Consider the following 23,202-nt stretch of genomic DNA (forward strand, 5'->3'; position numbering starts at 1 on the left):
TGCGGCAGAAAGCCGGAGCGCGCTGCGTGCGATTGGCGCAGCGCGCTCCGGGCGCGCCTTACGCCGCTTCATCCTCCGGCATGACGTCCACCATCACCTGCACGCTCTGGCCCGCGCCGCCGACGAACAGCCCGTCCATCGGCGCGACATCGGCATAGTCCCGCCCCATGGCGACGAACAGATGCCCGTCCCCGGCGATCACGCCGTTGGTCGGATCAAGGCCGATCCACCCCCGCGCCGGCCCGCACCACAGCATCGCCCAGGCATGCATCGCGTCCGCGCCCACCAGCCGCGCCATGCCCGGCGGCGGATCGGTGCGCAGATAGCCGCTGACATAGGCGGCGGGCAGCCCGAACCAGCGCAAGGCCGCCACCATCACATGGGCAAAGTCCTGGCACACCCCATGGCGCGCCGCAAAGGCCTCCGCCACTGGCGTCGCCGCGTCCGTCGCCCCGCTCACATAAGCGAATTCGCCCTTGATCCGCTGCGCCAGCGCCAGCGCGGCCCCGACAATCGGTCGCTCCGGGACAAGCAAATCCGCCGCCCAAGCCCCGATCTCCGCCACCAGCGGCACGCGCTGCGAGGCGTGGAGATAATGCGCCGGCCCCGCCGGTCCCATGTCCCGCGCCACCAGCGCCGCCTCCGCCACCGCGCCGACGGTGGGATCATCGTCCCGCGCTTCCGCCGCCGGCCCGCCCTGCACCCCGGCGCGAAAGCTGCTGTCGATGCTGATCCGGCGCAGCGGGCTGTCGATCTCCAGCCGGGCGACATGCACGGGCCATGCCCCCGGCCGCGATTCGATGGAGGAAGGCGCCGGATCGACCGCCAGATGATAGTCCGACGTCCACTGCCCCGGCCAGGGCGCGGGCCGCAGCCGCAGGTTCAGGCGCGCCAGTTGCACCGGCGCATCATAATGCACGATGGTCTGATGCCGGATGCGGTAGATCATGACAGCAGGCTGGCGCCCTCGCTCTTTTCCTTGCGCCGCTGCAGGAAATAGCGCTGGCCGATGGCGTCCGACAGTTCCAGCAACCGGCCCTCCGCATCGCTCAAGTCCGCCATGCCGAGCACATCCCCCGTCAGCGGCGCCAGCCGCGCCGCCAGCATCGCCGCCAGCCGTTGGGGCTCCTCGGGCATGCCATCGCCATGCAGCGTCGGCAGCGCCCCGACATGCTCCGCCAGCCTCTCCGCCTGATAGACGATGGAGCGCGGATTATGCGGCTCCAGCGCCACCAGATCGCGCACCGGCGCCAGGGCGGGCCCGGCCAGATAGCGGTTGCGATAGCTGATCTGGCTGTCGTTGAGGTCCAGCAGCACGGTCAGGTCGTCCGCCGAAGCCCCATCGCCCCCGAACAGCATGGCCAGACGGCAGCCATTGATCGCCCGCTCCATCCGCCGCCCCATGTCGTGGAAGCGCCACCCCTCGGTCCGCCCCATATTCTCCGCCGCCAGCCCGGACAGCGCCGAAATCCGCTCGATCATCCGGGATGACGCCTTCAGCAGGGTCTCCGTCACCCCGCCGTCGAAATCGGGCAGGGGCAGCCGCACCAGCCGCCAATAATCCACCGCCAGCCGGTCGCGCAGCCCTTCCCCTATGCCCGCCACCGCCGCCAGCAGGGCCCGCACGCTGCCCGGCTGCGCGCCATCGCCCAACGCCTGCGCGCAGAGCGGCCCGACCGCCCCCGCAACAGCCGGGATCGCGCCCCAGGACGCAAGCTGTCCCATCAGCCGGTCCATGGCGGGCGATCCCACCGCCGGCCCCAGATCGGCTTCGATGGACCCGCCGACGATCGCCCGGATCACCCGCGCCGTCATCTCCATCCGCTCGATATAGCGGCCCAGCCAATAAAGATTGTCCGCCGCCTTGGCGGGCAGCATGCCGCCCACCCGCCGGATCGCCGGAGCCGCCGCCGACAGCCCGTCCTGCGGCACCGGCTTGCCGTCCAGCACGCACATGTCCGCCGACAGGTCGCCTTCGCCCATCAGCGCGGCGCGAATGTCGCCATGCGCCGCCAGCCGCGCAAAGGCGCCCGGCATGATCCGCCATTGCCCCAGCTCGTCCCGCGCCACGAACACCCGCAGGGTGAAGGGCAGGGCGGTCAGCCTGCCCCCGACGATCGCGGGCGTGGTCGACAGCCGCACCACTTCCTGCCCGACATAATCCATCGGCCGCCGCGCCATCGCCCCCAGCAGGGCCGCCCGCTGCGCCGCATCCATCCCCGATCCGGGCAGGAACCGCGTGCCCGTCAGCCCCGCCACGTCCCGGTCGAAGGCGGACCCCACCACCAGCTCGTCCATCGCCCCCGCCACATGCGCCCGCTCGGCCGCCTGTCCGCACCACCATGTCGCGATATTGGGCAGGATGAGGTCCGCCCCCAGCACCTCCCGCGCCAGCCCCGGCAGGAAGGCCGCCATCGCCCGCGATTCGATCACGCCCACGCCCGGCCAGTTGGCCAGCATCAGCCCGCCCTTGACGCAGGCGTCGAACAGGTCCGGCACGCCGATCCGCGATTCCGCGTCGAACGCCAGCGGATCGAGGAAGCGGCTGTCCATCCAGCGCCAGAGGCCATCGACCCGCTTCAATCCCTGGATCGTCCGCACGAACAATTGCCCGTCCGACACGATCAGGTCGTCGCCCTCGACCAGCAACAGGCCCAGATAGCGCGCCAGATGCGCTTGCTCGGCATAGCTCTGGTTGAACCGCCCCGGCGACAGCAGCCCGATGCGCGGATCGCTCCGCTCGCAATCCGCCGCCAGCCCGCGCCGCAGGTCGCTCAGGAACGGCGCCAGCCGCCGCACATTGAGCGCGCCCAGCAGGTCCCCGGTCGCCCGCGACAGGGCCAGCCGGTTCTCCAGCGCATAACCGACGCCCACGGGCGTCCGCACCCGGTCCGCCAGCACCCGCCAATCGCCCTGCGGCCCCCGCGCCAGATCGGCGGCGTAAAAATGGACGAAATGCCCATGCGGCGGCGGCGCGCCGGTCATCACCCTCCAGTGATGCGGGCTGCCGGTGATCACGCTCGCGGGCAGCTTCCCATCGCGGACCAGCGATTGGGTGGAATAGATGTCGCTGATCACCCGCTCCAGCAACTGCGCCCGCTGGATCAGCCCCTGCTCGATATGCGTCCATTCCCGCGCCCCGATCAGCAGCGGAATGGGGCTGAGCGGCCAGGGCCTTTCCTGCTGGTCCCCGGTCAGCCGGAACGCCAGCCCCAGGTCGACCGCCTGCCGCTCGACATTGCCCGCCAGCACCGCCGGATCGCCCTGCGCCTGCGCCGACAGCCGCTCCAGCATCGTCCGCCAGTGCCCGGCCATCTCCGCGCTCGCTCCGGCGAACAGGTCGCCCTCCGGCGCCCGCGCCAGATAGGCGTCGGCCCAACCGGCCGCTTCCACGACAGGGGCGCTCGCCACGGTCATGGATGCCGGAAACGCAGGTCCAGCGTCATCGGAAATTCGCCCGGGGCCTCGGCGGGCGGCATGTCGACCGGCCCCGGCGTATGGCCATGGTCCTGAAACCGCGCCTTGCGCCGCGCCTCCGCCTCATAGGCGTTGATCGGCAGCGTGTCGTAATTGCGCCCGCCCGGATGCGCGACATGATAGACGCAGCCGCCCAGCGACCGACCGCTCCAGCTATCCAGCACGTCGAAGGTCAGCGGCGCGTTGACCGGCAGGGCAGGGTGCAGGCAGGCGGCCGGCGCCCAGGCCTTGTACCGCACGCCGCCCACCGCCTCGCCCGGCACGGCGGTCGGCGTCATCGGCACGCGCCGCCCGTTGCAGGCGACGACATGCCGCCCCGCGACCAGCCCCGTCGCCCGCACCTGCAACCGCTCGGTCGAACTGTCGACATAGCGCACGGTCCCCCCAATCGCCCCGGTCTCGCCCAGCACGTTCCACGGCTCCAGCGCATGGGCAATCTCCAGCCCCACGCCGCCCGCATCCACCGCGCCATGCACCGGAAAACGGAACTGCCGCTGCGCCTCGAACCAGTTGGGATCGAACGCGTAACCCGCCCCGCGCAGGTCGCCCAGCACCTCCAGAAAATCCGCCCAGACGAAATGCGGCAGCATGAAACGGTCGTGCAGCGCCGTTCCCCAGCGCACCAGACCGCCCTGCTGCGGCTGCCGCCAGAACCACGCCGTCAGCGCCCGCAACAGCAATTGCTGGGCAAGGCTCATCCTCGGCTCCGGCGGCATCTCGAAGCCCCGAAACTCCAGCAGCCCAAGCCGCCCGGTCGGCCCGTCGGGGGAGAACATCTTGTCGATGCAGATTTCGGTGCGATGGGTATTGCCCGTCACATCGACCAGCAGGTTGCGGAACAGCCGGTCCACCAGCCATGGCGGCGGCGCATCGCCATCACCGGGAGCAGGCACCTGCGCCAGCGCGATCTCCAGCTCGTACAGCCCGTCATGCCGCGCCTCGTCGATGCGCGGAGCCTGGCTGGTCGGCCCGATGCACAGCCCCGAAAACAGGTAGGACAGCGAAGGATGCCGCTGCCAATAGAGCACAAAACTCTTCAGCAGGTCGGGCCGCCGGATGAAGGGCGAGTCGTTCAAACTCGGCCCCCCCAGCACGATATGATTGCCGCCCCCGGTCCCCACCGAACGCCCGTCGACCATGAACTTGTCGGCGGTAAGGTCGCAGGTCCGCGCCAGCGCATAGAGCCGCTCGGTGATCTCCACCGTCTCGTCCCAGCTTGAAGAAGGCTGGATATTCACCTCGATCACGCCGGGATCGGGCGTGGCCTTCAGCACCTGCAGGCGCGGGTCGGGCGGCGGCGCATAGCCCTCTATCCGCACCGGAATCCGCATCGCCTCCGCCGCGCCCTCGACCTGCGCGATCAGTTCCAGATAATCCTCCAGCGCCTCCACCGGCGGCAGGAAGATGGACAGGAAATGCCCCCTCGGCTCCACCGTCACGGCGGTGCGCACCGCCCCCTCGATATGGAACTGCTCGACCCGCTCCTGCGCCACGGCCCCGCCCGGCGCGTCGGGCACCCGCTGCACCGGCTGGGCGTGAACCTCGTCCACCGTCGCCCGGAAATCCGGCAACGGCCCGCGCGGCTCGCTCGGATCGCGGGGATGGATATAGGGAAAGGCCGCCTCCGGCACATGCGGCAACGACCCCAGGGGCAGGCGATAGCCCAGGGCCGAATCCCCCGGCACCGCGAACAGCCGCCCGCGCCGCAATTGCCAAATCTCGCTCTGCCAGCGCGGCGTCGCGGCCTGAGCCTGCCACCGCTGCACCGGCAGCACATAGCCGACCGGCTGGTCCAGCCCCCGCTCGAACGCCCGCACCATCCGCGCCCGCGCCTCCGGATCGGCGATCTTGGGATCGTCGGGCGAGGTGTTGACCGGCAGGTCCGCCTCCTTGACCGCCCATACCGCCGGGTCTTCGAAAACCGGCTGGATATGATCGGCGGAAAAGCCCATCGCCCCCGCCATATGCGCGATGAAGGCCTGCGCATCCTCCGCCGTCACCGCCCGCGCGTCCTCCGGCGCGACCTCATCCGCGATCAGCGCCGCATCGCGCCAGATCGGCACCCCGTCCTGCCGCCAGTAGACCGCATAGGCCCAGCGCGGCAGGCTCTCGCCCGGATACCATTTGCCCTGCCCATGATGCAGCATCCCGCCCGGCGCGAAGGCCTCCCGCAGCCCCCGGATCAGCCGGTCGGCATAACCCGCCTTGGTCGGTCCCACGGCATCGCCGTTCCACTCGCCCGCATCGCCGCCATTCTCCGCCACGAAGGTCGGCTCGCCCCCGGTCGTCAGCCGCACGTCCTGCGCCTGCAAGTCGGCATCCACCTGCGCGCCCAAGGCCATCACCGCATCCCAGCGCGCATCGGTGAAGGGCTTGGTGATCCGCACCGCCTCGGCAATGCGGCTGACGCCCATGGAAAAGTGAAAGTCGACCTCCGCCGGTTCCGCCATCCCGCTGATCGGCGCGGCGGAACGATAATGCGGCGTCGCGCAGAGCGGGATATGCCCCTCTCCGGCGAACATCCCCGAAGTCGCATCGAGCGCCACCCAACCCGCGCCCGGCACATAGGCCTCCGCCCAGGCGTGGAGATCGACCACGTCCTGCGAAACCCCCTTCGGCCCCTCCAGCGGCTCGACATCGGCCACAAGCTGGATCGAGTATCCCGATACGAAGCGCGCCGCAAAGCCCAGCCGCCGCAGCAACTGCACCAGCAGCCACGCCGAATCCCGGCACGACCCGGTGCCGATCTCCAGCGTCTCCTCCGGCGACTGCACACCGGCCTCCATCCGGATCACATAGCCGACCCGTTGCTGAAGCTGCCGGTTCACCTCGACCAGAAAGTCGATCGTCCGCCCCTCAAACCCCTTGTGGCTCTCCACCAGAGCCTCGAACAGCGGCCCCTGATCCTCCAGGTCGAAATAGGCGGCAAGGTCGGTCTTCAACTGCTCGTCATAGGCGAAGGGATACTCCTCCGCATAAGGCTCCACGAAGAAATCGAATGGATTGATGATGTCGAGATCGGCCAGCAGGTCGACCTCGACGGAGAAACGGTCGACCGGCTCGGGAAAGACGATCCGCGCCAGCCAGTTGCCGTGCGGGTCCTGCTGCCAGTTCAGGAAATGCCCCGGCGGATCGATCTTCAACGCATAATTGGGGATTTTCGTCCGGCTGTGCGGCGCGGGCCGCAACCGGATCACCTGCGGCCCAAGCGTGATCGGGCGACTGTAGCGATAGGACGTCAGGTGGTGGAGCGCGGCCTTCAGCATGAAAGCGATGAAACGCCACCCCCTGCTGCAATGCAATATGGAATCGCTTCGGCGGCAAAGAAACTGAATTTATATATAGAAGCCCCTCCCCTTCAGGGGAGGGGTTGGGGTGGGGGCAGGCCGTTACTCCCAGCTTTCCCTTAGGGCACGCCCCCACCCCTCAATCCCCTCCCCTGAAGGGGAGGGGAAGCGCGCTCCTCAAGGCACCAGATCCACCCGCTCCGCATCCGGCATGACCGCATCGATCAGCAACGACCGGTGGCAGGCCGCCGCATCCCGCTCGAAGCACAGCAGCGCCACGGCCTGCTCCTCCGCCATCTCCACCAGTTGCGCCGCTTGCACCATCGCCTCGGGCAGCTCCAACTGCCCCGCATAAATCTCCGCCAGCCGCTGGTGCTGCCCCTTGCGCGCCGCCTCCCGCCCGGCGGCGGGCGTGCCCAGCGCCTTCAACCCGACATAATCGATCCCCGCCTCGCGCAGCCCGGCGGCGAGGATATTCTTGGAAAAGCCCGGCCGCCGCGACAGCGGCACCGCCCGCACATCGGCCAGCATCGTCACGCCCGCCGCGCGCAGGGCGGCGATCACCTCGTCCTGCGTCGCGCCCTCATAGCCGATGGTGAAGATTCGCATGCCCGACAGACTAGCCTGTTCCTGCGCGGCGGCAAAACGCTACTCGTTCCCCTCGGCCCGCTCCATCATCTCCATGAAGTCGCGCGCCGCGTCCCGGTCCGCCGGGTCCTCGAACGCCTCGTCCAGATCGGGCGCCGCCCCCAGCAGGAACATCAGCGACCACAGCGCAAAGCGCCGCCGCCCGTCCGTCTCCAGCCCGAAATCCACCCGCATGCGCTCCAGCCCCGCTTCCAGGGCATCGGGCGTCAGCGCGTCCACATCCCGCACCCCGAAATAGCGGTGCAACTGGTCGTCGAAATTCATGCCGCCACCGTCTCCGGCAACCCCCAGTCGATCGCCCCGCGCCCCTTCTCCTCCAGAAAGGCGTTGGCCTGCGAAAAATGCCGGCACCCCAGGAACCCGTTATGCGCCGAAAGGGGGGAGGGGTGCGCCGCCTTCAGCACCAGATGCCGGCTCCGGTCGACAAACTCCGCCTTGCGCTGGGCATAGCTGCCCCACAGCAGGAACACCACCGGCTCGCGCTGCTGGTTGACCAGCCGGATGATCGCATCGGTAAACTGTTCCCAGCCGCGCTTCTGGTGCGACGCCGCCTTGCCCATCTCCACCGTCAGCACGCTGTTCAGCAGCAGCACGCCCTGCCGCGCCCAATGCTCCAGGAAACCGTGGCGCGGCGGCGGCAGCCCCAGGTCGCTCTGCAATTCCTTGTAGATATTGACCAGCGACGGCGGCGTCCGCACCCCCGGCTTCACCGAAAAGCACAGGCCATGCGCCTGCCCCTCGCCATGATAGGGGTCCTGCCCCAGCACCACCACCTTCACCCTGTCCAGCGGCGTCAGGTCCAGCGCCCGGAAATATTCGCTGCCCTTGGGGAAGATGCGCTTGCCCTGCGCCTTCTCCTCCTGAAGGAAGCGCTTCAGCCCCTGCATATAGGGGCTCTCGAATTCCCGCAGCAGCGGCGCGCGCCAGCTCTCGTCCAGCTTGATCGTATCGCTCATGGCCCGGCGTGATGAACCCCGCGCCGATCCGCTGTCAACAGTGCTTGCCCTTCTCCGGCAAATCGGGGAAACAGGCGGCATGCCGCGCCTTCGTACCAAGCTGATCGCCTTTCTGGCCCTGTTCCTGGCCCCGCTGCCCACCGCCGACGCCTTCGGCCCGACCCCCAATCCGGTCCAGCACAGCGCCGAATCCCGCCTGATGGCCGAATTCGCCCGTTTCGCCACGCTGACCGACGGCACGGTCGGCATCGCGGTGCGTGATCTCGGCACGGGCGAGACGCTCGCCTATAATGGCGACACGCTGTTCCCCATGGCCAGCACCTACAAGGTGGCGGTCACGGCCAAGATCCTCTCGTTGCTGGACGCGGGCAGCCTCAGCCTCGACGAACCGCTCATGCGCCTCGGCCGCCCGCTGCCGGTGCGCACCCTGATCGACATGAGCCTGACGCTCAGCGACAATGAGGCGACCGACGCCCTCGTCGCCCGCGCCGGCGGGCCGCAGGCGGTCAACGACTGGGTCCGCGCCGCCGGGATCAGGGGGCTGCGCGTCGACAGCAACACCCGCGACCTGCTCGCCCGCGCCAAGGTGACGGGCATTGGCTTCGGCGATGAAGCCGCGATGGAATCCGGCCTCTCCGCCAGCCAGCGCGACGCCCGCGACATGCCCAATCTGGGCTTCGCCGCCGACCCGCGCGACACCGCCACGCCGCGGGCGATGGACGACCTGCTCGCCGCGATCCGCCTGGGCAGGGTGCTGCGGCCCCAGACGACCGCGCTGATGCTGTCGGTCATGGAACGCTGCAAGACCGGCAAGGCCCGGCTGCGCGCCATGCTGCCGCCGGGCACGCGCATCGCGCACAAGACCGGGACGCTGAACGGCCTCGGCAACGACGCGGGCATCGTCACGCTGCCCGATGGCCGCATGTTCGTCATCTCGGTCTTCGTGATGAAGGACCATATGGGCCATGAGCTGCGCGACCGCATCATGGCCGAAGCGGCGCGGGCCGCTTATGATTATTTCCTGTTCGCCCCCGATCGGCACACGGCCTGACGCATCCATCTTAACTTCCATCCCGTTTCCCGATAGGCTTGCGGACACAGGCAGGAGGGGATGCGATGGACGACAAGACGGCGGCGTTCCGCGACTTTTGGCCCTATTATCTCCAGGAACATGCCCATGCGGGCACGCGGGCGATGCACTATGCCGGCACCAGCCTGGTCGTGCTGCTGATCGCCGCGCTGCCGGTCGCGGGAAGCTGGTGGATGATCCCCGCCGTGCCCCTCGCCGGCTATGGCTTCGCCTGGATCGGCCACAGCCTGATCGAACATAACCGCCCCGCGACCTTCCGCTATCCCTTCTGGTCGCTGCGGGCCGATTTCGTGATGTGGTTCCGCTTCCTGACCGGAAGAATGGCCCGCGACCTCAAACGCGCGGGCGTCCGCCCCGATGGCTCGGTCGACCCCGCATTGCGCCGCGAATTGTGATGGTCCCGACCGGTTTGGGTGGAATCAGGACATTCCCCCTCCCGCAGGCGGGAGGGGGCTAGGGGGTGGGCTGGCGCGACATCTGCGTTGTTTTGCAACGGCTAAGTCAGAAGCTCGCTACGCTCGCGCCCACCCCTAACCCCTCCCGCCTGCGAGAGGGGAATGTCTTGGATTGGCCATTCCCCACCTTCCCCACCTGCCCATACAGCTTGAGGTGCTGCAAGCTTGACCCCCGCCCCCGCTCTGCCAAAAGGGGGCCCGCAATGGCCCTCACCGCCCACTTCACCCGCCTGCCCGACCTCGCGAGCCTAGCCCCCCGCTGGCAGGCGCTGGAGTCCCGCGCCGCCGCCAGCTTCTTCCTCGGCTGGACCTGGACCGGCGCCTGGCTGGAAAGCTACGCCGTCCGCCCCGAACTGCTCGCCGTCACCGACGCGCAGGGCCGGGACGTCGCGCTAGCCCTCTTCGGCCATGCCCTGCAACCCCGCCTGCTGGGCCGCAGCGCCACCCTGTCGCTCAACCAGTCCGGCGACCCCGGCGCCGACCGCCCCTTCATCGAATATAACGGCCTGCTCGCCGCAAAGGGCAGGGAAGGGGAGGCGACACGGGCCGCCCTCCAGGCCCTGCAAAACCGCAACGACTGGCGCACCCTCCGCCTCGACGGCATCGCCCCCGACTCGCCGCTCCTGACAATCCCCGCCCGCCGCAAGACCCGCCTCGACCGCTCCCCGGTCTATCAGGTCGACCTCGCCGCCGTCCGCGCCGCCGACTATCTGTCGCTGCTCAGCTCCAACAGCCGCGCCCAGATCCGCCGCGCCCTCAAGGACCATGGCGGCGCGCTCCCGGCCATCGCTAAAGCCGCCCCAGCCGACATTGCCCCATGGCTGGAGGAAATGCGGTCCCTCAACACCGGCCGCCACGCCGACAATGCCTGGGACGACCCCGCCTTCCGCCGCTTCGCCGCCGCCCTCGCAAGCCGCGACGAAAAGGTCGAACTGCTGCGCTTCACCGATGGCGGCGGAACCGTCGGCCTGCTCCTCAACGTCCTCCACGACGGCATAGCGATGAACTACCAGTCCGCCTTCGCCGCCCCCCGCGCGCCGAAGGACAAGCCCGGCCTGCTCTGCCACGCCGCCGCCGTCGCCCATTATGCGGAACGCGGCCTCGCGCTCTACTCGCTGCTCGCGGGCAAGGACCGCTACAAGCAGAGCCTCGCCACCCGCGAGGAAGCCCTTGAATGGTGGCAGGTCGACCGCTTCAGCCCCCGCCTCGAAGCCGAAGCGTGGCTGCGCAAGCTGCTCAGACGCCCAGCTTCCGCATGATGCGATAGGCGATCCGCCGCGCGCCCTGCGCCTCCGGCCGCGCCCCGATCCGCCCGACCGGCAGCCCGCGCCGCCGCAGCAGCGCATTCAGGCTGTGCAACTCGCCCTCCGCCACGCTCCGCTCCGACCGCCACGTCACCGACAGGCTGACCGACACGACAGGGCCATTCTCCACGAAATGCGGCGCCTTGACCGGCACATGGATCGCATCGCCCGGCAACAGCGTCACCGCCATGCCCCGCTCGCGAAAACCGTCCCGCCAGTCCAGATTGCGATGCCCGCCCGCATGGAAGGCCTCGCTCTGCACTGCGGGCACCAGTTCCTCGTCGCCCGCCGGAAAGACCGTCATCGTCTTCTCGCCCCGGATCTGGAGCAGGATATTATGCTCCGGGTCCATGTGGAACGGCGTCACGCTCCCCGGCGAGGACAGGAAGATGAACGCCTCCCGATGCAGCATCGGCCCGGTCTCCCGCTCCACCAGCGGCGCCAGTTCCGCCAGCGCCCGGTCCAGCAGCGCGCCATAATCCGCGTCCCGCTCGACATTCTTCAGCACCGCCCAACTGCCGTTGGTCTCGATGGTCCGGATCGTCTCGCCCAGCGTCAGCCCGTTGGACGGCGTATCCTCCGCCCGCACCCCCAAAGGCAGCTTCCCCAGATTATACTCGACCGAAGCAGCGGGCATCCGCTCCGCCAGCCCGGCCAGAGCCTCCAGCGTCAGCAGCGCATGCCCCGCCAGCCCATGGCTCAATTTCGCCGCCCTGTCCGGATAAGCCGCCGCGAAGGCTGCCCGCGCCTCTTCCGGAAACACCGCCGCCTCGATGGCGCTCACCGCGTTCATATCTGCCCCTTCAACCTCTGCCCCAGCGCCTCGACGCCATTGGCCAGCGCAAAGGCGACGCTTCGCCCCGCGCCTCGCAGGGCGATGCGATATTGCGTGATCGTCCGCCGCTCGCCCCACAGGCTGTCGATCATCGGATGGTCCGCCGCCGCGCAGCTATCCATCCAGCCGATGGCGGGATCGCCCAGCACCGCCTGCAGATTGGCGATCTCGATCAGCACACCCGGCGAAAAGCGCCCCAGCGCCTCGTCAAAGGCGATCTTGAAGGAAAAGGCTCCTTCGCCATGCCGGAAATTGACCAGCATCGCGATCGCCCGCCCATCCAGGTCCATGCGCAGGAAATGCAGCCGCCCGTTCTCGAAAGCCGCCGCGCAGGCCCCCCGGAAGAAAGCCGCATCCTCATCCCTGCAGGCCAGCGCCGATCCTTCCGCCCCCTTCCAGCCCGCGGCCTCCAGCGCCAGAAATTCCCCGCACCACGCGGCCAGCTCCGCCCCGTCGCCCAGCAGCCGGCTCCCGACCGTGCCCAGTTCGGCCAGCCGCTTCTGCAGGCGCCGCAATTCCTTGCGCTTCTTGGCCCGCACATTGGTTTCCCAATAGGCGTCCGCGTCCAGTTCCGACCGCAGCATCGCCCGGTCGTACCGATGCACCTCCCGCCGCCCGCGCCGCTGCTCGACGCACAGCGCCTCCAGCGCCGCCGCATTCGCCCCCGCCGCGTCCAGCCCCCGCAGATGCAGGAAGCCCGGCGCCCAGTCCGCCTCGTCCAGCTGCTCCAGCAGTCCCCGCCACGCCGCCACTTCCTCGCCCCGCCGGATCAGCGGCGCGCCGAAGAAGCAATGATCGTGCATCCAGTTGGTGACGCAGCGCAGCGGCAACCGCCCATGCCGCGCCGAAACCGTCACAGGCATCAGCCCGATCAGTTCCCCGTCCCGCTGCGCCTCCAGCATGCGCACGGCGGTGCCGACCGCCAGATGGTCCAGCGCCGCACACAGCATGTCGGGCATGTAGAAGGCATTGGCCTCCGCCGCCGCGTCCGCCAGCGCGGCCCAGCGCGCCCGCTGCACCGGCGCATAGGCGCGCGCATGCGCCATTGCGGGATGGGAAGCCATGTCCATGCCCCCGGCCATATCCGCCAATGATTAGGGAAAGGCTAACCCGCGTTCATCGCCAGGATCATGTTCCGCACCTGCGGATAGACCTGCTTTTCCCATTTGCTGCCGGAAAAGACGCCATAATGGCCGACGCCCGGCTGCAGGTGATGGCGTTTCAGATGCGGGCGCAGGCCCGTGCAGAGCGCATGGGCGGCCGCGGTCTGGCCCACGGCGCACACGTCGTCCTTTTCCCCTTCGACCGTCAGCAGCGCCGTCTTGTGGATGGCGCCCGGATTGACCTTCCGCCCGCGATAGGTGAGTTCGCCCTTGGCCAGCAGCGTCCGCTGGAACACCTTGTCCACCGTTTCCAGATAAAATTCCGCCGTCATGTCGAGCACGGCGAAATATTCCTCGTAAAAGGTCTTGATCTTGTCCGCCTCGACCTGCCTGCCGTCGGCCAGCAGCTGGTAAAGCTCGCGGTGCGCGGCGCCATGCCGGTCCATGTTCATCGACATGAAGGCGGAAAGCTGGAGGAAGCCGGGATAGACCCGCCGGCCGCGCCCGGCATAGCGCATCGGCACCAGGCTGATCAGATTTTCCTCGAACCATTTGATCGACTGCTCATTGGCCAGTTCGTTGACGACCGTGGGCGCGGCGCGCGTGTCGATCGGTCCGCCCATCAGCGTCATGGAGCGCGGCGTCGCCGGGTCCTTGTCCTCCGACATGATCGACACCGCCGCCATGGCGGGCACGCAGGGCTGGCACACCGAAACCAGATGCGATCCCGGCCCGATTTCCTGCATGAAGGTCATGATGTAGTCGACATAATCGTCGAATCCGAAGCGCCCGGCGCTCAGCGGCACGTCCCGGGCGTTCTTCCAGTCGGTGATGTACACGTCATGGTCGCGCAGCAGCGTCTGGACGGTGTTGCGCAGCAGGGTCGAGAAATGGCCCGACATGGGGGCAACCACCAGCACCCTGGGCTGCGGCGTTTCGACATCGTCCTTCGCGAAGTGCAGCAGGTTGCCGAACGGCAGGTCCAGCGCCACCTCTTCCCGCACGGCGACCACCGCATTGCCGCTATGCACCTCCGTTATGCCATAGGCCGGCCGGCGATGCGTCAGCTTCGCGCCCTGGAACACGTCCATCAGGGCGAACATGCGGCGGGGCATGGCCCAATCCGCCACCGGTCCCATCTTGTCCTTGAAGGAGAGAGCGATCTGAGCACCGAAGCGCGCAGGGGCCATCATGTCGTTCCAGGCCTGATAGCCGCTATATAGCATCATCATCTTGCTCAAACGCGTCCTAAGCTCTTTCGGTGCCGATTCGGTCCCATGCCGGACCGTTATACAGGTTTTGCATATTGCACCGCATCATGATTGATGAAACATAGGAATGAAGCGGGAGGAACGCCATGGCCGACGCCGAACTCACCATTTCCAGCAAGACTTATTCGTCCTGGTCCCTGCGCGGATGGCTGTTGTGCCGCATGGCCGGGCTGAAGGTCGTGGAAAAGACGATTGCGCTCGACGATCCCGAAAACCGGGCGGAATTGCTGCTTCTGTCGCCGTCCGTGCTGGTGCCCCGCCTGACCCATGAGGGGGCGGGCGTGTGGGATACGCTCGCCATTGCGGAATATCTGCATGAACTCTATCCGCACGCCGGCCTTTATCCCGCGGAGCGGATCGCGCGGGCGCACTGCCGTTCGGTTTCGGGCGAAATCCACTCCGGCTTCATCAACCTGCGCTCTGCCCTGCCCATGAACCTGAAGGTGCGGCACGAAAAGTTCCCGGTCTTTTCCGGGGCCAAGCAGGACATCGAGCGGATCGAGGAAATCTGGACCGAATGCCTCGGCGCCTATGGCGGACCCTGGCTGTTCGGGGAAAGGCCGACCGTGGCCGATGCGATGTTCGCCCCCGTGGCGCAGCGTTTCCTGACCTATGCCGTGGCGCTGTCGGAGCGGTCGGCCGCCTATTGCAACTGGAGCAACGACTGGGACCTGATGCGCGAGTGGATCGACGCCGCCCGCGGGGAGAAGGATGAGGTCGAGGAACTGGAAGTCGAATTTTAGGGCGCGCTGCGTTCAATCGCACGCAGGTCGCGCAAGCTTTTGTTGCCGCATCGTTTTAAGCGCAAAACCGGTTCCCACTTTTGCGCACGATGCTCTGGGGCGCGCTGCGTTCAATCGGACGCAGGCCGCGCGCTCTCATTTGCAGGCCGTCATGGCCTGAATGCCGATCGGTCCTTGTTCCCGATTCCGCTCAACCACTCGCCGATCATCGCGCGTCCGGCAGCGACGGCTGCGGGGCCATGGTCGGCATGATCCTGCCGAAGGGCAGTGCCGCATTGCTTCGCTATGTCGAGATCGGCCCAGAAATGCGTGAGCCAATCCTCGAAACGCGGGTCTTCGCCCATTTCCGCGTGGAACTGCAACGCCAGCAGGTTGGGACCGCGGCGAAAGGCCTGATGAGCATAGTTTTCGGTCGACGCCAGCAGCTCGACCCCGGTCGGCATGTCGAAAGTGTCGCTGTGCCAGTGGAGGACGGGCACGCCGTCCAGATGGCGCAGCGGGGATTCCGCGCCCGCCTCGTTCAGCATGACCGGCGCGAATCCCAACTCCATCCGCCCGCCGGGATAGACGGGCGCGCCGAGCGCGGCGGCGATCATCTGGCTGCCCAGGCAGACGCCCAGGGTCGGCAGGTCCTGCTCCAGCCGGGCGGACAGCTTTTCGATCTGGAGCGGAATCCAGGGGTGCAGGTCCTGCTCATAGACGCCCATCGGGCCGCCCATCATGATCAACAGGTCCGGGGTGCAGAGGTCGACATCGGCAAAGTCGGGGCTGGCGACGTCGATCCGTTCGATCGCATAGCCCGCGGCCTCGATCGGTTGGAGATAGCCTGCCGCTCCCTCCCGCGGCACATGTCGGACGATCAGCGCTTTCTTCATCTCCACCATGCTGGTAGCCAAAGAGAACATGGCCTGCCACCCCAGCCTTTCTTGGGTTTTTGAAATGAGGGCTATTGGCGGGCGATGCGCATCAACGCGACCGCGCCTATGCCGAGCCAGATGATGTTGAGCACCATGGAGGGGATGGCGCCGTGCCACCATGTGTTGAGGATGAACAGCGTCGAACCCAGAGCGTTCATCCCTTGGAACAGGGCCGACTTGCCGGACACATGCCCGCTCGACACGAGCAGATAGGCGCCCAACACCAGCAACGCGCCCAGCCATCCGGCGATTTCGACAAGGATCGGCAATCCATCCCCCGGGAAAAGGGATGGTCTAGCTTGCCGAAGGCGGACCTGAATAGTGGTTCTGGATCATCTGGGCTCGATCCAGGCAAGTCGTGCGTCTGCAAGGGCCGGTCCCAGTCCCACCCTCATGCAGTCCCACCCTCATCCAATATTCCATCTGGCCGGGGCTACCGGACGACAATGCTTCCCCTCCCCTTCAGGGGAGGGGACCGAGGGGTGGGGGCGTGCCCCATGCGCAAACTCAGCCTGTAGAGGCACTCCCCCACCCCAACCCTTCAAACGAGTCACGTGCCTCGTTTGACCCTGAAGGGGAGGGGCTTGATGGCAGGAAACCACCCATTTCCGCCAGCCCATCCGCATCCTAACCCGGCAATTTTTAGGGACTAACACGGAGCTTCTGGGGAAAGCCCTTTACATCGCCTCCCGGATTGTCTGTGAAAGACTCCAGCGCCAAGGCAAGGACAGGAACCCGCAACCCATGACAATCCTCGTGACCGGCGCCGCCGGCTTCATCGGCATGGCCGTCGCGGACCGTCTTCTGTCCGAAGGCCGGGCCGTCTTCGGCATCGACAATATGAACGACTATTACCCCGTCTCGCTGAAGCGGGACCGGATCGCCGCCCTGCACGATCGCCATGGCGGCCTGTTCACCTTCGCGGAGCTGGACTTCGCCGACATGGACGCGCTCCAGGCGGCGCTGCACGACCATCCCGTCGACGCGATCGTCCATCTGGGCGCGCAGGCGGGCGTGCGCTATTCGCTGATCAACCCGCACGCCTATGTCCGCTCCAACCTCGCGGGCCATGTCAACATGCTGGAAGTGGCGCGGGAAAGGCGGGTGCGGCACCTCGTCTACGCCTCCTCCTCCTCGGTCTATGGCGGCAACGACACGCTGCCCTTCCGGGTCGAGGACCGCGCCGACCACCCCGTCTCGCTCTATGCCGCGACCAAGCGCGCAGACGAGCTGATGAGCGAGACCTACGCCCATCTCTTCCGCATTCCCATGACGGGCCTGCGATTCTTCACCGTCTACGGCCCCTGGGGCCGCCCCGACATGGCGATGTGGATCTTCACCTCGAAAATCCTCTCGGGCCAGCCGATCCCCGTCTTCAACCACGGCCGGATGCAGCGCGACTTCACCTATATAGACGACATCGTCAGCGGCGTGATCGGCTGCCTCGACCATGCGCCGGAAGATGACGGCGCGCCCAAGGCGGGGGGCAGCCGCTCGCCCCACCGGCTCTACAATATCGGCAACAACCGCCCCGAGGAGTTGATGCACCTCATCTCCGTCCTGGAGGAAGCCTGCGGCCGCAAGGCGGAGATCGACTTCCAGCCGATGCAGCCGGGCGACGTGCCGGCGACCTTCGCGGACATCAGCGCCATCGCGCAGGACATCGGCTTCGCGCCGACCACCGGGATCGAACTGGGGGTGCCCCGCTTCGTCGACTGGTACCGCGCCTATCATGGTGGAACGGCAGGCGCATAAACGGCGTCCTTTACAGGTTTATTCCCCTGACCGTGGCGCAATGCAGCACGGCGCCCCATAACCGCTTCCCTCGTAAAAGGTTCCGCCATCCGCCGATATTATTCGGCGGCTCATCGCTTTTTCATCCATTGTGGCGTTAATGGCGCGGAAATCATCATTCGCGCTTGCGAAATCGATTGCCAATACTAGGGGAAGACGCTTATCCCCGGCAGCCGGGTGCCGGTCGTTTCGACCGGTCGGGTCGCGGAACGAGGTAAGGACGGAACACCCTGGGACGGTGGATCGTCGCCGCTGTCGTCAGTCGGAAAAAGCCGGCGGCGGCGGTGGAAAAAAGGGCTTACGCGTGTCGACAGTAACGAAGATCGTGCCATTCGGCTCAGGCGGGCGCATTGCGGAAACCGCGCGCCGGACATTGTCCATCGCGGCCGAAGGGCTCAGCGCTCTCGAAAACCAGTTCAACGACCGGGAATTTTCGGCGACCTTCCTGCGGCTGGTCGGCATCATCATGAATGTGCGCGGCCGCCTGATCGTCACCGGCATGGGCAAGAGCGGCATCGTCGCGCGCAAGATGACGGCGACGCTCACCTCGACCGGCACGCCCGCCATCTTCCTGCACCCCGCCGACGCGGGCCATGGCGACCTGGGCATGGTCACGCCGGACGACGTCGTGCTGATGCTGTCCCATTCGGGCGAATCCAACGAACTCGGCCCGATCATCCAATATTGCAAGCGCTTCGCCATCCCCCTGCTGGGCATGACCGCGCGCAAGCGCAGCACGGTCGCGGCGGCGTCCGACATCTGCATCCTGATGCCCGACGTGAAGGAAGCGTGCCCCAATTCGCTCGCGCCCACCACCTCCACCACGATCCAGATGGCCTTCGGGGACGCGCTCGCCATCGCGCTCATGGAAATGCGCGGCTTCTCGGCGGACGACTTCCATAAATTCCATCCCAATGGCCGGCTCGGCGCGCAGCTCGTCAAGGTGCGCGAACTCATGGCCTCGGGCGGCGACGTGCCCCGCGTGGAGGAGGACGCCTCGCTGCTCGACGCCACCATCGAAATGACCCGCGCCCGGCTTGGCGGCACGGCGGTGGTCAACGGCAAGGGCGAACTGATCGGCGCCTTCACCGACGGCGACCTGCGCCGCACCGTCACCGGCACCCGCCACATGAACGAGCCGGTCGGCCGCTACATGACGGTCAGGCCCGTGTCGGTCGGCCCGGAAGAACTTGCTTCCGAAGCGCTCCGCCTGATGCACGACCATAATATCACGCTCCTTTTCGTCTGCGAAAAGGACCGCCTGGTCGGCGCGCTCCACATGCACGACCTCCTCCACGCGGGCGTCGCCTGAGCGCCATTCGCCCCAGGGACGACCGCACTCCCGCAAAGGCGGAAGCCGGGGCGGGCAAATTCGGGGTTCTTCAGCCTGATCGATTTGGGTGGAAAGCGGACACCCCCATTATCCCTCTCCCTCGAGGGAGAGGGCTGCGCAGACTTGGCAGCTTGCTGCCTAGTCGTAGCTGGGTGAGGGGGTTGCGATCCAACGGATCGCGCGGGCCGCAGGCCCGCTCCCCCTTATCCAGATCAGCCCAGGCTCCTTCGTCGCCAAGGCTTCCCATCCTTCTCCCTCCATGGATAAGGAAGGTCGTAAAATGGCCATGTCCCCCATCCCGATCCGTCCACCCAGCCCCTGACCGCCTTTCCGCACATGCCCCTTCACGCAGCTCCTCAACGGCATTGCTCCTGAAATGACCCCGCCCACCCTCATCGTCATCCCCGCCCGCGCCGGCTCCTCCCGCCTCCCGCGCAAGCCGCTGCGCCCGATCGCGGGCCGCACGCTGCTGCACCGGACCATCGCCATGGCCCGCGCCGCCACGACCGGCCTCTCCGACATCCAGCTGCTCGTCGCCACCGACGACGAGGAAATCGCCGCCCACGCCCGCGCCGCGGGCTGCGACGCCGCCCTGACCGACAGCGCCATCGCCACCGGTTCCGGCCGCGCCCTCGCCGCCGCCCGCCAGTGCGACAGCCAACCCCGCTTCATCGTCAACCTCCAGGGCGACAGCCCCTTCCAGCCCCAGGACGCCCTCCGCGCCGTCATCGCCGCGCTGGAATCCGGCGCACAGGTCGCCACCCCCGTCATCGCCCTCGACTGGCCCGCGCTCGACGCCCTGCGCGACCACAAGACCCGCTCGCCCTTCAGCGGCACCACCTGCGCCCGCGCGCCCGACGGCCGCGCCCTCTGGTTCTCGAAGACCATCATCCCCGCCATCCGCAATGAGGACGCCCTGCGCCAAAGCCAGCCGCTCTCCCCAGTCTGGCGCCATGTCGGCCTCTACGGCTACACGCTCGAAGCCCTTACCCGCTTCGAAGCCACGCCCCCCACGGCGCTCGAAAATCTCGAAGGCCTCGAACAGCTCCGCCTGCTCGAACTCGGCATCCCCGTCACCACCGTCCCGGTATCCCCGCCGGTCTTCGACAGCTCCGGCATCGACACCGAAGCCGACATCGCCCGTGTCGAGGCGCTGATCGCCGCCCATGGCGATCCCACCCCCTGATCCTCAACATCTTCCGTTCGTTTCGAGCGAAGTCGGGAAACATCATCAGTCCATGCGCCGCATCTTCATCATCCGCCACGGCAACACCTTCGAAAGCAGCGCGCAGGCCCGCCGCATCGGCGCGCGCACCGATATTCCGCTGGTGGAAAGCGGCCATGCCCAGGCCGACCGCCTCGGCGTCTGGTTCGCGGCGCAGAACTTGCCGATCCGCCGCCTCCACAGCAGCCCGCTCCTCCGCGCCCGGCAGACCGCCGCCAGCATCGCCGCCGCCACCGGCCACGCCAGCGACGGCTCCCTTCCCTGGCTCAACGAGATCGACCACGGCCCCGACGAAGGCCAACCCGAAGCGCAGGTCCTGACCCGCCTCGGCCCCCAGGCCCTAGCCGCCTGGGACGAACAGGGCATCCCGCCCAAGGACTGGAAAGTCGACGCCGAACCGCGCATCGCCGCCTGGAGGCAATGGTTCGCGCAAGCAGGGGAGGGCGCCGACCTCCTCATCACCAGCAACGGCGCCGCCCGCTTCGCGCTCCTTGCGCTAGGCCTGCCGCTCGCCGACCTCAAACTCCGCACCGGCGCCTTCGGCGAACTGACGGTGGGGGGAGGGGGCGAGGTCGATCTCATCCGGTGGGACGTCCGCCCATAACCGCCGCCGAAAGCCCAAAACGACAACCAAGAGCAGTCAGCAAACCCCATTATCCCTCTCCCTCAAGGGAGAGGGCTGCGCAGACTTGGCAGCTTGCTGCCTAGTCGTAGCTGGGTGAGGGGGTTGCGATCCCGGGGATCGCGCGGGCCACAGGCCCGCCCCCTTCATCCAACTCCGCCCAGACTCCTTACGTCGCCCAGGCTCCTTACGTCGCCCAAGCTCCTTACGTCGCCCCCGGCTCAATCCTTCCGCTGCGGCACCGTGAACGTCCCCGACACGCGCCCGCCCGAGCCGCTCCCGGAAACCCCCGGACCGCCGCCCCCGGCAGCCCGCCCGTCCACGGTCGAGCGCCCGCTGGTCAGGTCGATCACCAGCCGCCCCCCGGTCAGCCGGTTCGACCCCTGCGTCAGCGACACATTGCCCAGCATGGTGATCAGCCTGCTGTTGAGGTCGTAGATCGCGACATTGCCCTTCGCCGTCTGGTCCGCCTTGCGCACCACGACATTGCCCGACGCATCGATCCGGTCGATCTCCACGCCGCCCGGCCCGGTCCCGCCCCCCGGCTGGTTCCGGTAAGCCACCGTCATCCGCGCCGCATTCAGCGTCATGCCCGCCTGCGTCACCTCGACATTGCCCGACACCACGACGCGGTCGGCGCGGTCCTGCACCTCGATCCGGTCGGCGGTGAAGTTGACCGGCGCATTGCTGTCATGATTCTTCAGCACCTGCGCGTCCGCCCCCGCATAAAGGAGGCCCGCCGCGCCCAACGCGCCCAGCGACAGCAAAAGAAGGGGCTTTCTCATCACCTTTGCCCTTTGAGACCATTTTGTTCGATACGCAAGCTCGCCCGCCCGTTCAGCGTCACCGTCCGCGCGCTCAGGTCAGCCTCCAGATGATCGCCGCTGAACGTCCCGATGGGTATCCGCCCGTCGACCCGCCCCGCGCTCTGCATCCGCCGCGTCTTGAGGTCCACGCCCACGTCCCGCGTGGTCATCCGGTATCCGCCCTCCGACTGGAACTGCACCGGCCCGTCGATCGCGACCCGCTCCGTATCCATGTCGTACCGCCCCTTCTGCGCCCGCAGCAGCGCCTGCCCGTCGGACAGCAGGATCCGCGCCGACATGTCGTTAAGGTCGACGATCGGCTCGCGCGAACTCTTCTGCACGGCAGAACCCGCCCGCAGGGAAAAGGGCTGCCCCTTGCTGTCCTCCCCGCGATAGAGCGCCTCGGTCACGCGCATCCGCTCCTTCGCCACCTCGACCTTGTTCTTGTCGAGCACGAAGCTCACCTTGTCCCCCCCGGTGAAGGGCGCCGTCGCCAGCAACGCCGCCAGCACGCCCACCGACACCGGCAACCAGTTCTTGAGCAGCCCGACCAGCCGGTCGTGGCTCCCCCCCGGCCGCGCCCAGTGACGGCGCACATTGCGTTGCTGATCGGCCTGTATCGACATGGGTTCAGCCCTCACATATGCGCGAAGATGTCGATCTCCGGCCAACCCGCCAGGTCCAGCTCCGCCCGGTGCGGCAGGAAATCGAAACAGGCCTGCGCCAGTTCCATCCGCCCCTCGCGCACCAGCCGCTTGTCCAGCTCCGCCTTCAACGCATGCAGGTACCGGACGTCCGACGCCGCATAATCCTTCTGCGCGTCGGACAGCACGGGCGCGCCCCAGTCGCTCGACTGCTGCTGCTTGCTGATCTCCTGCCCCAGCAGCTCGCGCACCAGTTCTTTAAGGCCATGCCGGTCGGTATAGGTCCGCACCAGCCGCGACGCGATCTTGGTGCAATAGACGGGCGCCGCCACCACGCCCAGATAATGGCGGATCGCCGCAATGTCGAAACGCCCGAAATGATAGAGCTTCAGCCGCTCCGGATCGGCCAGCGCCGCGCGCAGGTTCGGCGCGGCATAATCGCTGCCGGGGTTGAAGCGGACCAGATGCTCGTCCCCCCCGCCGTCGCTGATCTGCACGACGCACAGGCGGTCGCGGGGCGTGATCAGCCCCATGGTTTCGGTGTCGACGGCGATCGGGCCGGGGGCAAGGACGCCCTCGGGCAAATCCTCTTCATGGAAATGGACGGTCATGATTCCCCTCTATGGCCAAAGCCGCCGGTTCGCAATCGCCCCTTGGCGACCGGGAACGAAAGGCGACCGGGGCGGTCGCAA

The 23,202-nt window shown here is 67.7% G+C and carries 22 protein-coding genes; 8 read left to right on the top strand and 14 right to left on the bottom strand.

Annotated elements, in window-relative coordinates; genetic code table 11:
- Positions 1–58: 58 nt before the first annotated feature.
- The 6 genes from TZ53_RS11605 to ung all read right to left on the bottom strand — a co-directional run bounded on the left by TZ53_RS11605 (position 59) and on the right by ung (position 8,368).
- Complete coding sequence (locus TZ53_RS11605) at positions 59–949, bottom strand: transglutaminase family protein (RefSeq protein ID WP_044661358.1); 891 nt, start codon at positions 947–949, stop codon at positions 59–61.
- Positions 946–3,417, bottom strand: coding sequence for a circularly permuted type 2 ATP-grasp protein (locus tag TZ53_RS11610; RefSeq protein ID WP_044661359.1), 2,472 nt, complete (start codon positions 3,415–3,417; stop codon positions 946–948). Before TZ53_RS11610 ends, TZ53_RS11605 begins: the two co-directional genes overlap by 4 nt.
- Complete coding sequence (locus tag TZ53_RS11615) at positions 3,414–6,743, bottom strand: transglutaminase family protein (RefSeq protein ID WP_044661360.1); 3,330 nt, start codon at positions 6,741–6,743, stop codon at positions 3,414–3,416. Before TZ53_RS11615 ends, TZ53_RS11610 begins: the two co-directional genes overlap by 4 nt.
- Before the next feature lie 198 nt (positions 6,744–6,941).
- Positions 6,942–7,373 (bottom strand): DUF488 domain-containing protein, encoded by a 432-nt coding sequence (locus TZ53_RS11620; RefSeq protein WP_025552249.1) that lies wholly within the window; start codon positions 7,371–7,373, stop codon positions 6,942–6,944.
- A gap of 39 nt (positions 7,374–7,412) precedes the next feature.
- Positions 7,413–7,676, bottom strand: coding sequence for a hypothetical protein (locus TZ53_RS11625; protein ID WP_025552251.1), 264 nt, complete (start codon positions 7,674–7,676; stop codon positions 7,413–7,415).
- On the bottom strand, positions 7,673–8,368 hold the full coding sequence (ung, locus tag TZ53_RS11630; RefSeq protein ID WP_044661361.1) for a uracil-DNA glycosylase: 696 nt from the start codon (positions 8,366–8,368) through the stop codon (positions 7,673–7,675). Before ung ends, TZ53_RS11625 begins: the two co-directional genes overlap by 4 nt.
- A gap of 79 nt (positions 8,369–8,447) precedes the next feature.
- Between ung and TZ53_RS11635 the strand changes: the two genes are divergently transcribed.
- The 3 genes from TZ53_RS11635 (at position 8,448) to TZ53_RS11645 (ending at position 11,172) form a co-directional block, all read left to right on the top strand.
- Complete coding sequence (locus TZ53_RS11635; RefSeq protein ID WP_044662995.1) at positions 8,448–9,419, top strand: serine hydrolase; 972 nt, start codon at positions 8,448–8,450, stop codon at positions 9,417–9,419.
- 65 nt (positions 9,420–9,484) lie between these two features.
- On the top strand, positions 9,485–9,853 hold the full coding sequence (locus TZ53_RS11640) for a DUF962 domain-containing protein (RefSeq protein ID WP_044661362.1): 369 nt from the start codon (positions 9,485–9,487) through the stop codon (positions 9,851–9,853).
- Between the two features lie 263 nt (positions 9,854–10,116).
- Positions 10,117–11,172 carry a GNAT family N-acetyltransferase gene (locus tag TZ53_RS11645; protein WP_044661363.1) on the top strand — a complete coding sequence of 352 codons (1,056 nt, stop codon included), beginning with the start codon at positions 10,117–10,119 and terminating at the stop codon, positions 11,170–11,172.
- Here the strand turns inward: TZ53_RS11645 and TZ53_RS11650 are convergent.
- Genes TZ53_RS11650 through TZ53_RS11660 form a run of 3 tightly spaced genes read right to left on the bottom strand, consistent with a single transcriptional unit; the run spans position 11,150 to position 14,387 of the window.
- On the bottom strand, positions 11,150–12,010 hold the full coding sequence (locus TZ53_RS11650; RefSeq protein WP_044661364.1) for a cupin-like domain-containing protein: 861 nt from the start codon (positions 12,008–12,010) through the stop codon (positions 11,150–11,152). The two genes, TZ53_RS11645 and TZ53_RS11650, sit on opposite strands and share 23 nt — an antisense overlap.
- Positions 12,007–13,122 carry a GNAT family N-acetyltransferase gene (locus TZ53_RS11655; protein WP_044662996.1) on the bottom strand — a complete coding sequence of 372 codons (1,116 nt, stop codon included), beginning with the start codon at positions 13,120–13,122 and terminating at the stop codon, positions 12,007–12,009. Before TZ53_RS11655 ends, TZ53_RS11650 begins: the two co-directional genes overlap by 4 nt.
- A gap of 35 nt (positions 13,123–13,157) precedes the next feature.
- Positions 13,158–14,387, bottom strand: coding sequence for a polyhydroxyalkanoate depolymerase (locus TZ53_RS11660; RefSeq protein ID WP_044662997.1), 1,230 nt, complete (start codon positions 14,385–14,387; stop codon positions 13,158–13,160).
- Positions 14,388–14,512: 125 nt separating this feature from the next.
- On the opposite strand from TZ53_RS11660, the gene TZ53_RS11665 reads away from it, so the two are divergent.
- Entirely contained in the window at positions 14,513–15,169 is a 657-nt protein-coding gene (locus TZ53_RS11665; RefSeq protein WP_044661365.1) for a glutathione S-transferase, read from the top strand.
- Positions 15,170–15,318: 149 nt separating this feature from the next.
- Here TZ53_RS11665 and TZ53_RS11670 read toward each other — a convergent pair whose 3' ends face one another.
- Together TZ53_RS11670 and TZ53_RS11675 are read right to left on the bottom strand one after the other, a co-directional pair.
- The gene (locus TZ53_RS11670) at positions 15,319–16,044 is read right to left on the bottom strand and encodes a glutamine amidotransferase (protein ID WP_044662998.1); all 726 of its coding nucleotides are present in this window, start codon (positions 16,042–16,044) and stop codon (positions 15,319–15,321) included.
- A gap of 71 nt (positions 16,045–16,115) precedes the next feature.
- Entirely contained in the window at positions 16,116–16,355 is a 240-nt protein-coding gene (locus TZ53_RS11675) for a CBU_0592 family membrane protein (protein WP_044661366.1), read from the bottom strand.
- 475 nt (positions 16,356–16,830) lie between these two features.
- Here TZ53_RS11675 and TZ53_RS11680 point away from each other — a divergent pair, with 475 nt between their 5' ends.
- The 4 genes from TZ53_RS11680 (at position 16,831) to TZ53_RS11695 (ending at position 21,042) form a co-directional block, all read left to right on the top strand.
- Positions 16,831–17,841 (top strand): NAD-dependent epimerase/dehydratase family protein, encoded by a 1,011-nt coding sequence (locus TZ53_RS11680; protein ID WP_044661367.1) that lies wholly within the window; start codon positions 16,831–16,833, stop codon positions 17,839–17,841.
- Positions 17,842–18,184: 343 nt separating this feature from the next.
- Positions 18,185–19,192 carry a KpsF/GutQ family sugar-phosphate isomerase gene (locus TZ53_RS11685; RefSeq protein WP_044661368.1) on the top strand — a complete coding sequence of 336 codons (1,008 nt, stop codon included), beginning with the start codon at positions 18,185–18,187 and terminating at the stop codon, positions 19,190–19,192.
- Positions 19,193–19,589: 397 nt separating this feature from the next.
- The gene (locus TZ53_RS11690; RefSeq protein ID WP_044661369.1) at positions 19,590–20,399 is read left to right on the top strand and encodes a 3-deoxy-manno-octulosonate cytidylyltransferase; all 810 of its coding nucleotides are present in this window, start codon (positions 19,590–19,592) and stop codon (positions 20,397–20,399) included.
- Positions 20,400–20,451: 52 nt separating this feature from the next.
- Complete coding sequence (locus TZ53_RS11695; RefSeq protein ID WP_025552212.1) at positions 20,452–21,042, top strand: histidine phosphatase family protein; 591 nt, start codon at positions 20,452–20,454, stop codon at positions 21,040–21,042.
- A 239-nt stretch (positions 21,043–21,281) separates the two neighbouring features.
- On the opposite strand, the gene TZ53_RS11700 is transcribed toward TZ53_RS11695, so the two are convergent.
- From TZ53_RS11700 to TZ53_RS11710, 3 genes are read right to left on the bottom strand one after another with little or no spacing between them, the layout of a single operon-like run.
- On the bottom strand, positions 21,282–21,845 hold the full coding sequence (locus TZ53_RS11700) for an LptA/OstA family protein (protein ID WP_044661370.1): 564 nt from the start codon (positions 21,843–21,845) through the stop codon (positions 21,282–21,284).
- Positions 21,845–22,492 carry an LPS export ABC transporter periplasmic protein LptC gene (locus TZ53_RS11705; RefSeq protein ID WP_044661371.1) on the bottom strand — a complete coding sequence of 216 codons (648 nt, stop codon included), beginning with the start codon at positions 22,490–22,492 and terminating at the stop codon, positions 21,845–21,847. The genes TZ53_RS11700 and TZ53_RS11705 overlap by 1 nt, the downstream gene beginning before the upstream one ends.
- 11 nt (positions 22,493–22,503) lie before the next feature.
- Positions 22,504–23,121 carry a ribonuclease D gene (locus TZ53_RS11710; protein ID WP_025552208.1) on the bottom strand — a complete coding sequence of 206 codons (618 nt, stop codon included), beginning with the start codon at positions 23,119–23,121 and terminating at the stop codon, positions 22,504–22,506.
- Positions 23,122–23,202: the final 81 nt, after the last annotated feature.

The organism is Sphingobium sp. YBL2 (genome assembly GCF_000943805.1).
In the GTDB taxonomy this organism is placed as follows: Bacteria; Pseudomonadota; Alphaproteobacteria; order Sphingomonadales; family Sphingomonadaceae; genus Sphingobium; species Sphingobium fuliginis.

Coding starts and splice junctions, on each gene's coding strand:
- TZ53_RS11655 (WP_044662996.1), bottom strand. CDS start 13,122: ATGGACATGGCTTCCCATCCCGCAATGGCGCATGCGCGCGCCTATGCG.
- TZ53_RS11690 (WP_044661369.1), top strand. CDS start 19,590: ATGACCCCGCCCACCCTCATCGTCATCCCCGCCCGCGCCGGCTCCTCC.
- TZ53_RS11710 (WP_025552208.1), bottom strand. CDS start 23,121: ATGACCGTCCATTTCCATGAAGAGGATTTGCCCGAGGGCGTCCTTGCC.
- TZ53_RS11605 (WP_044661358.1), bottom strand. CDS start 949: ATGATCTACCGCATCCGGCATCAGACCATCGTGCATTATGATGCGCCG.
- TZ53_RS11700 (WP_044661370.1), bottom strand. CDS start 21,845: ATGAGAAAGCCCCTTCTTTTGCTGTCGCTGGGCGCGTTGGGCGCGGCG.
- TZ53_RS11610 (WP_044661359.1), bottom strand. CDS start 3,417: ATGACCGTGGCGAGCGCCCCTGTCGTGGAAGCGGCCGGTTGGGCCGAC.
- TZ53_RS11650 (WP_044661364.1), bottom strand. CDS start 12,010: ATGAACGCGGTGAGCGCCATCGAGGCGGCGGTGTTTCCGGAAGAGGCG.
- TZ53_RS11705 (WP_044661371.1), bottom strand. CDS start 22,492: ATGTCGATACAGGCCGATCAGCAACGCAATGTGCGCCGTCACTGGGCG.
- TZ53_RS11640 (WP_044661362.1), top strand. CDS start 9,485: ATGGACGACAAGACGGCGGCGTTCCGCGACTTTTGGCCCTATTATCTC.
- TZ53_RS11645 (WP_044661363.1), top strand. CDS start 10,117: ATGGCCCTCACCGCCCACTTCACCCGCCTGCCCGACCTCGCGAGCCTA.
- TZ53_RS11625 (WP_025552251.1), bottom strand. CDS start 7,676: ATGAATTTCGACGACCAGTTGCACCGCTATTTCGGGGTGCGGGATGTG.
- TZ53_RS11695 (WP_025552212.1), top strand. CDS start 20,452: ATGCGCCGCATCTTCATCATCCGCCACGGCAACACCTTCGAAAGCAGC.
- TZ53_RS11680 (WP_044661367.1), top strand. CDS start 16,831: ATGACAATCCTCGTGACCGGCGCCGCCGGCTTCATCGGCATGGCCGTC.
- TZ53_RS11665 (WP_044661365.1), top strand. CDS start 14,513: ATGGCCGACGCCGAACTCACCATTTCCAGCAAGACTTATTCGTCCTGG.
- ung (WP_044661361.1), bottom strand. CDS start 8,368: ATGAGCGATACGATCAAGCTGGACGAGAGCTGGCGCGCGCCGCTGCTG.
- TZ53_RS11660 (WP_044662997.1), bottom strand. CDS start 14,387: ATGATGATGCTATATAGCGGCTATCAGGCCTGGAACGACATGATGGCC.
- TZ53_RS11635 (WP_044662995.1), top strand. CDS start 8,448: ATGCCGCGCCTTCGTACCAAGCTGATCGCCTTTCTGGCCCTGTTCCTG.
- TZ53_RS11620 (WP_025552249.1), bottom strand. CDS start 7,373: ATGCGAATCTTCACCATCGGCTATGAGGGCGCGACGCAGGACGAGGTG.
- TZ53_RS11670 (WP_044662998.1), bottom strand. CDS start 16,044: ATGAAGAAAGCGCTGATCGTCCGACATGTGCCGCGGGAGGGAGCGGCA.
- TZ53_RS11615 (WP_044661360.1), bottom strand. CDS start 6,743: ATGCTGAAGGCCGCGCTCCACCACCTGACGTCCTATCGCTACAGTCGC.